General features: G+C 35.0%; 3 protein-coding genes. 1 reads left to right on the plus strand and 2 read right to left on the minus strand.

Annotated elements, in window-relative coordinates; genetic code table 11:
- Positions 1 to 412: 412 nt before the first annotated feature.
- Positions 413 to 748: a hypothetical protein gene (locus tag FD47_RS13905; protein ID WP_054736597.1), complete on the minus strand. Its 336-nt coding sequence runs from the start codon at positions 746 to 748 to the stop codon at positions 413 to 415.
- Positions 748 to 1,614, minus strand: coding sequence for a ParA family protein (locus FD47_RS13910; protein ID WP_054736598.1), 867 nt, complete (start codon positions 1,612 to 1,614; stop codon positions 748 to 750). Before FD47_RS13910 ends, FD47_RS13905 begins: the two co-directional genes overlap by 1 nt.
- A gap of 641 nt (positions 1,615 to 2,255) precedes the next feature.
- Here FD47_RS13910 and FD47_RS13915 point away from each other — a divergent pair.
- A partial coding sequence (locus FD47_RS13915; RefSeq protein WP_056980808.1) for a replication initiator protein A occupies positions 2,256 to 3,270 on the plus strand: 1,015 nt, incomplete at its 3' end.

Below are 3,270 nucleotides of genomic sequence, written 5' to 3' on the forward strand. Positions count from 1 at the left end.
CCAATATTTCATAACTAGCACAACGCGTTAAATTACAAAATACTTGTAACATGTAAATTGCTACAGAATAATTAAAAAAGTGCCCTCCCTACCGGTTAAAGACATGTCAATATCACAATGAAATGCCATTATACCAGTAGATAGGGCGCTTTTTCAAAAAAATAGGGAAATATAGAAATAGGGAAAAGGGGAAAAGGGAAATACCGCAATTTCCCTTTTTCTATATTTGTAAATACTAGTTCAACAGTTTCATAAATCCAACTGATACTGTCTTTTAATGCTTCTTGAATTTCCTAATATTTTATCACTAGCTACTTAGTTTTTTATCTGTGACTAAAATCAGATATTAAAAAGGGATATTTCGCTATTAAGAAATATCCCTTTAGGTAAATAGGGAAATATCGTAATTTCCCTATCTTTGACTTCTAAATTTAAGCATGGTTTCATAGATACTTCTTTCTTCTGGATTCAATTCGTTCACATATGAATCTAGCAACAATTGAATTATTTCATAATCGAATTTCATTGATTCAATTTCTTTCAAAATATCTAACTGAGTTTTTGTTTCGGTAGAAATTTTAATTGATTTCTTTTGATTCTTAAACTTTGTTTTTAAGGTTTTATGATCATTTGAATTTGAAAATTCAAAACTTTGTTGAGGCTTAAAGTTTTTGGTGTGGTTTCTCAATAGGGGATTACCTTTCTTCACACCCTTTAAAATGTCATCGGTTGAATTATCACTTGCCATTATTTATCCTCCAATTCTCCATAGACTACTATTCTGCGAACAAATTCTGCTGTAATTCTTTCGTATAAATCTAAAACACGTTTGTCAAATCTATCTTTTTCAGTAATACCTGTTAATTTAAATCTCTTAATTCGTTCCATCCGCGGAATAACTGTTGAAAAAATATTTTCTCTTCCAAATTCACTAGTTGCCGTTGCTAAAACAGACTTATCAACTGTCCCTCTTTTATTCATTATCATTGGCAAAACGCCCAAGACTTGGACAGGTAAGTCATATTCCGTTTTCAACGAACTTAAAAGAGAAAGATACTCTTCAGCTCCATTTAAAGAATCAGCTTCTGTTTGAAGGGCAATGAGAACAAAATCTGAAAAAACACAAGCTGCTGTTGAAATCTCTTTGTTTAGCGGTGGTGTATCAATTAAAATAACATCATACTGACTTCTAAGTGGTTCAAATAAATTAGGTATTAAATGATCTGCTTCATTATCATTTTTTGTCGTTTTCCAAAGATACTTTGGATAATCAGCAAAATCTGTAGAGCACGGTAACAAATACAAGTCATCTAAAACTCTCATTGGTAAATCTTCAACATTTCCCTGTGTTACACCCACCATTAAAGTTTTTTGAATTACAAGAACATCATCATTCCTAGCAGACCGTGTAAGTATTAGATGTTGAGATAAATTGTTCTGAGGATCCATGTCAATTAGTAAAGTCTTAATACCATATTTTGCTAATTGATAACCAATTAGTTCGGTATTGGTTGTTTTACCTGCACCGCCTTTTTGGTTCCCGCTAGTTATTACAATAGCGCCTTTATGTTTTTTTATTGCTTCAATATCTCTTACGAGTATTGCAGAATCCATACGCTCATCTCCTTGTTTAGATTGTATCATAAATAGGGAAATTAGGAAATAGGGATATTTCCCTATTTCCCTATATAGAAATAGGGAAATATTAAAAAACATTTACATTCTGCTATATATACGATAAAATAGAGGGCGTTAGCAGTTATCAGAGAGTTAACAAACAAACTAAAACTAATTTAACAACCGAATAAAGAGATTAAGCTAAACAGAAAAATCCCCGATTCACGAGGAATCAGGGATTTTGGGTTTAGCAAGTAGCTAACAGACAGCTACTTAGATTCAGTCGATTTAGACCGCCAAGTTAAAATCGACTGAACATTGTTCTTAATTTGTAGATTAATTATACCGCAAACCAGTCCCAAAGGACAAGTTAAGGATAGTTAAAAACAAATTAAAGTCAATGGACTAAGTAGCTAACCAGAGCTATTTGGTCCATTTTTTGTTGTTAAAACTTAAAAAAGTTGCCGACTGGGCAACTCACAAACAGACACATGCTGGTAAATTACAAAGCCTCAAGTCTAAATGAATGCTTTGTAATTCAGTTAGAGCATATCAGATTTGTATTGTAATGCAAGTCGAATGTTTTAGCAACTCTCTTTTGAGACAGCGTGTGTCAGTCAAGAAAGGGAGTTTTAATTATGACAAAATCAACAGATTTCAATTACTATGAAGCCGATAACGTATATGGAGCCTTATTCTTCCAGTTTCCTAAGGTATTAATGTATGGCGAGCAATACAGACATTTAAGCAATGACGCTAAATTAGCCTATATGGTCTTAAAAGACCGACTGGAGTATTCATTAAGGAACAACTGGGTTGATGAAGATAATCACATTTACTTTATTTTTACCAACCAAGAATTGGGAAACCTATTTAACTGCTCCGAACACAAAGTCATCAAAATAAAAGCTGAACTTGAATCAATTGGTTTACTCTTCCAAAAACAACTAGGTTTCAACCCGAAAACTAAAAAGAATGAACCGAACCGCCTATACCTGTCCAAGCTTGATGTTCAAGCTACCGACGTCTATTTGCGCGGCGAATATGGTCAAAAAGACGCGCAATCCCTTGGTACAAGCGGAACTGCAAAAAATGCAGTTCCGCATAAGACTGCTGAATCCCTTGGTATAAGCGGAACTGCAAAAAATGCAGTTCCGCATAAGACCGTTGATAAGGACGCACAATCCCTTGGTACAAGCGGAACTGCAAAAAATGCAGTTAATCTAGATCTAGAACGAAGTGATAGAGATAAAGATAGATACTTAATAGATACTCCGGAGTTAGACTTTTCCACAGCTAATTACTCACAAGCTGAAATTGAACAACAAAACCGGGACCTGATTGAAAACGCCTATCACTTTCTCACCCACTCAGAAACTAATGACATTTTCTTAGAACCCGAAGCCGTCCAACTGATCAGTTTCTGGGCCCGAACCCCGCAACAAATGCGGCGGTTTATCAAAATTATTCTCAACGCCAAATACAAAGTTGAGAAGGAGCACCAAGATATCGGCGTCTACATCATCTTAGATGATCCGGAGTTAAAACCCCTAATGACCCAAACCCTCCGTCGCTATTTTAACGTCCTCCGAAGCAACGAGAAACACGTCAAAAACGTGGAGAACTACTTGTACGGCACCATGCAAAACCTAT

The organism is Lentilactobacillus parafarraginis DSM 18390 = JCM 14109 (assembly GCF_001435895.1).
In the GTDB taxonomy this organism is placed as follows: domain Bacteria; phylum Bacillota; class Bacilli; order Lactobacillales; family Lactobacillaceae; genus Lentilactobacillus; species Lentilactobacillus parafarraginis.

Coding starts and splice junctions, on each gene's coding strand:
- FD47_RS13910 (WP_054736598.1), bottom strand. CDS start 1,614: ATGGATTCTGCAATACTCGTAAGAGATATTGAAGCAATAAAAAAACAT.
- FD47_RS13905 (WP_054736597.1), bottom strand. CDS start 748: ATGGCAAGTGATAATTCAACCGATGACATTTTAAAGGGTGTGAAGAAA.